The organism is uncultured Bifidobacterium sp., assembly GCF_949292005.1.
Lineage (GTDB): Bacteria > Actinomycetota > Actinomycetes > Actinomycetales > Bifidobacteriaceae > Bifidobacterium.
Window position 1 is genome coordinate 1 of the sequence record NZ_CASEXV010000005.1, and the last position, 3,207, is coordinate 3,207.

2 protein-coding genes, 1 tRNA gene and 1 pseudogene are annotated in these 3,207 nt (G+C 59.2%); 2 read left to right on the forward strand and 2 right to left on the reverse strand.

Annotated elements, in window-relative coordinates; all coding sequences use genetic code 11:
• Positions 1 to 468 (forward strand): annotated as a pseudogene (locus Q1X90_RS00170) (glycosyltransferase family 2 protein); the annotation flags it as partial.
• A gap of 75 nt (positions 469 to 543) precedes the next feature.
• Positions 544 to 616, forward strand: a tRNA-Lys gene (locus tag Q1X90_RS00175).
• Positions 617 to 805: 189 nt separating this feature from the next.
• Here the strand turns inward: Q1X90_RS00175 and Q1X90_RS00180 are convergent.
• On the reverse strand, positions 806 to 1,456 hold the full coding sequence (locus Q1X90_RS00180) for an ATP-binding cassette domain-containing protein (RefSeq protein ID WP_022861187.1): 651 nt from the start codon (positions 1,454 to 1,456) through the stop codon (positions 806 to 808).
• A 17-nt stretch (positions 1,457 to 1,473) separates the two neighbouring features.
• On the reverse strand, positions 1,474 to 3,207 hold a 1,734-nt coding region (locus Q1X90_RS00185; protein ID WP_300765646.1), incomplete at its 5' end, for a hypothetical protein.

Below are 3,207 nucleotides of genomic sequence, written 5' to 3' on the forward strand. Positions count from 1 at the left end.
CACACCTTCTACGTGGACTTCATCTACTCGTACCAGCCCTTCCCCTGGGTGACGAGCATCATGTACCTGGACACGCCCTTCTACCATTACTTCATCGGCCGTGACGGCCAGTCCGTGCAGACCGATGTGATGATCCGCCGGGTCGACCAGCTGCGACGCGTGAACAGACTGATGACGCTTGCCACTCCTGAGAAGGGCACCGTGCCCGATGGGCTGTACCGGTACATGATCCACTTCCTTGCCATCAACAGCCTTGTCACCAGCGTGTTCCTCATCCTGTCCAAAGATCCGAAGAACTACGAGGCCAAGCAGCAGTTGTGGAAGGACATCGACGCGTTCTCACCGCGGATAGGGCACGATGTGCGGCACAAGCTCATCTCCCGGGCGATCAATCTTCCCGGACACACGGGCAGACTCATCATCCGCCGCGGATACCGGGTGGCCGAGCGCGTCGTCGGATTCAACTAGGGAACTCCATCCACGAATCGGGGCGGAAACGCTTCTGCGCGTCAACCGAGCGTTATGCTATAATCTTTCCTCGTTGCCCCTCTGGCTCAATGGTTAGAGCAGCGTCCTTTTAAGTCGTGGGTTCTCGGTTCGAATCCGAGGGGGGGCACTTTCGCCTTTCATCAACGCGAAAGAGCGCATGCCGGGAGCACCGAAGTGAAGACGACCACAAGCGATCCAACGATGACAGCCGCGATCAGCGGATCAGAGGAGAAACCCGTGAAGGGGGCATCCGCCCCCCTCGCCGCCCCTGTAGCACCCGATCAGTTCCGCTCCGGTTCACTTCTTACACTGCCGGTCACACACTGCCGGTCACAGGATGGTTGACATTGAGCGTTGTGTCGCACGCGTCGATGACGGTGTGGTCGTGCGTGGCGATGAGTATGGTGGCGCCTTGGTCTGCCATGGTTCTGAGGGTGTCGATGACCATGCTGGAGTTGGCGTCGTCGAGCGCGCCGGTCGGCTCGTCGGCCATGATGATGTCGGACTGCTTGACGATGAGGCGCGCGAGGGCCACGCGCTGCTGCTCGCCACCGGAAAGCTCATAGATGGGCCGTCGCTCATAACCGCTCAGACCTACCGTATCGAGGGCGGACGCCTGCGCGGCTTTTTTCGCTTTCGTCAGGCGGCCAGGTCCAAGGGCGATGCGCAGATTGAAGGATACGGTGGCGTTCTCGACGAGCGCGTAGTTCTGGAAGAGATAGCCCAGACGGGTTCTTCTATACCGTTGGCATGCGCCGGAGCTTATGCCGATGAGGGGCCGCCCGTCCAGATCGATGGATCCGGAAGTGGGTTTTTCCAGCAGTCCGATGCAGTTGAGCAGAGTGGTCTTGCCTGAACCTGATGGCCCGGTGATCGCGTGGAGTTGGCCTTTGTCGAAGTTCGTGTTCAGATTCGACCAGACGGTGTGATCTCCAAAGCGTTTTGAAAGGTTCGTTACGGTGATCATATTTGATTGCCCTTTCCTTATGCCACATCGGCACTATGCGCGGCGACGATGGTGTTGGCGCACCAGAAAACCGAGCCGACCAGCACACCAACGGCTCCGGTGGCAACCAGCGGTCCGGCTATGGGAATGATGAGACGCAGAACGCCGATGGCGGGACTCTCGGCGACCCCCGCGGTGGTAAGGGATCCGAGAATGGCCCAGAGCCCGATACTTACCCCGGCGACGATGAAGGTGGTCATCATCGCGTCAAAGGTGAACAGGCGTCGGAACATGGTCGGATACCGCCATCCGCTGATGCGCGCGGCGAAGATGAACTGCGCTCGGCGGCGGGTATATACCACAGCCAATCCAATGGTCGTGACCAGGGTGGCCGACAGGCCCAGCAAGACGTTGAGGATGCTGGTCGCCAGCGACAAGTGGGCAGTCGCAAGGTCCTCCGCAGCGTTTTGGGCTGCCGGACTGATGCCCAACACATCCCGGGTCAATTGCGGCCTCGCCTTCATATCTGCGATGGCCTGGCGTGTATTCATTGCCAGGATGCTTCCCCACGTCGTATATCCGTAGTAGTCACCATCAGGGAGGAAAGGCGTATTCGTGGGCAGAACAACCAGGATCGGGTCGTGGATTACCGACTCGGGCTGATACGCTCCCGGGAGTGTGCGAATATCGGCAGCGGTGTAAGTGAAACGCTTCTGCCCTGCCGGCGCGGTGACCACGTCGATGCTGGGTTTAGCGTTGCGATCGGTTGTGCTGTACTGCCCGCGCGAGTCCATATCCTTGGCGATCACGTCGATTATCTGCGCTTTCTCGTCCATATAGGACTCGGGAATCACGATTGTTACCCCCGTGCTCTGGCGAGGAGCGTGAATTCTTTGGCCATGGGTATCGGTTACCTTCTGCAGACGCAGGTAGGCGTCATTTACGTAGAGGACGTCGTGGGGCTGACCATGGAGGGTCAGGTCTTTGTTGTTGCTCATGCCGGATCCGGGATTGGCGACCGATATGAGCAGTTTTCCCTGCTCGTTCAGATCCTTTTCCCATGTTCCGACCCGCTTAACGGTTGCTTTCATGTCAGACTGGCCGTCGGCGGAGAAGGTTCCCCCACCCAAAGAGATTTTGCCGAGCTGGGTCGCCCCCGACCATAGGTCGTAGCGTTGCTGCGCTTTGACCAGTGTCACCGTGTCGTTGACCGCGAGGGCGCAAACGACGAACACCATGAACAATGACAGGATTCTCACCACATATACGCAGGCCAGCATCCAACGTGATGATCCCGCTCCTTTTAGAGCCTGTTGGAGAGATGAATGCCACACCACCACCAGCGTCAGTGCGTGCGTGGCCAAGGCGAGCAGTGCCCCCATGCATGTCGCGGCCAGCCACAGCAACAGCCATACGCCCAATTGATGCCAATGATTGTAAAAGAAGGAGCCCACGACGGCCAGAACGGCCAGAACGCCCAGTGATTGTAGGTAGAACTTACCCAACGCCGACAAATCGAATGCAAGAGCCTCGCAGCGTCTTCGCCCTTGGAGACGCTGAACCGCGTAGCCACGATTATTGGCAGCCGTGCCCACGGCCACCAGCGCAACGAGGAGAACCAGCACCGTGAGCGGCGCCGCCAGCAGAGACATTCCGCCGGTGCCCAATAACCCGAGCACTACGCTGGGCTCGATGACGCTCTGGAAACTCGCGGTGGTGAAGCCGAAACCGTTCAGAAGCCGCATCAAACCTCTGGCGTCCGCTTCTGAACC